The 800-nt window shown below is 33.1% G+C and carries 1 protein-coding gene; it reads right to left on the bottom strand.

The window, feature by feature from the left end:
* Positions 1-5: 5 nt before the first annotated feature.
* The coding region (locus ACF91D_RS30960) for a catalase-related domain-containing protein (protein WP_392438586.1) at positions 6-800 on the bottom strand (795 nt) is incomplete at its 5' end.

Raw genomic sequence — 800 nt, forward strand, 5'->3', positions numbered from 1 at the left:
ATTTATTATCTATCCCAATATCTGACTTTTTTAAATGCTTGAATAATAACTTGAGGTTTATCTGAAATGAAAACACCAGGTGCTTCTAAATTTATTTTAGCGTCAGATAGGCCTTTTGCAACAGCTGAATTAACAACTAGAGGTTTACCATGCTTGTAATTGAGTTCCGCGAAAGCCTCGGCATTTGGATTTATATCAGTGCCATCTGACAATACAATTAAACTATCAAATAATGTTGGATGAGCAGTATTATACGTTTCTGTTATACCAAAGTCTTCTGATATTTTTTTAGGATGTTGCCCCACAAATGCGTAGTTTAATTTGTTTTCGATAAATGTTTCAGCATATGCTTTTAACGTATCCTCACTAATATTTCCGTTTATTACAACTGCTACAGAATGCCCTTGTAATGGTATATCATATTTTTCCATTGTCAATTGACTATCTTTAGCTTCAGATGATACTTCTTCATTTTCAGAAGGTACATCTACACCCACGTTTTTAGCAACACGTTCAGCTAATGTGCGATCTACTTTGTTTAACTGGTTAACAGCATTTTGTTTAACCATAATTGAATCACACATACCTATTTCAAATGAAAACCCATCAACTGTGTGATTAAACTCATCTTGAGTTAGACTATTTAAATAGAGCTTAGCTTGACTGTAATAATCTTTAAAGCTTTCACTACGTTTTTGAATTTTACGTCCTTCTACTTTTTCTTGGTAATGTTCATAACCGCCTTCTTCTTTCGATGTCGTATGAGGCTCGTTATTATTAAGCCCATTTTTATGATAAGC

The organism is Staphylococcus sp. 231237_7MaSpsaltlick (genome assembly GCF_043107035.1).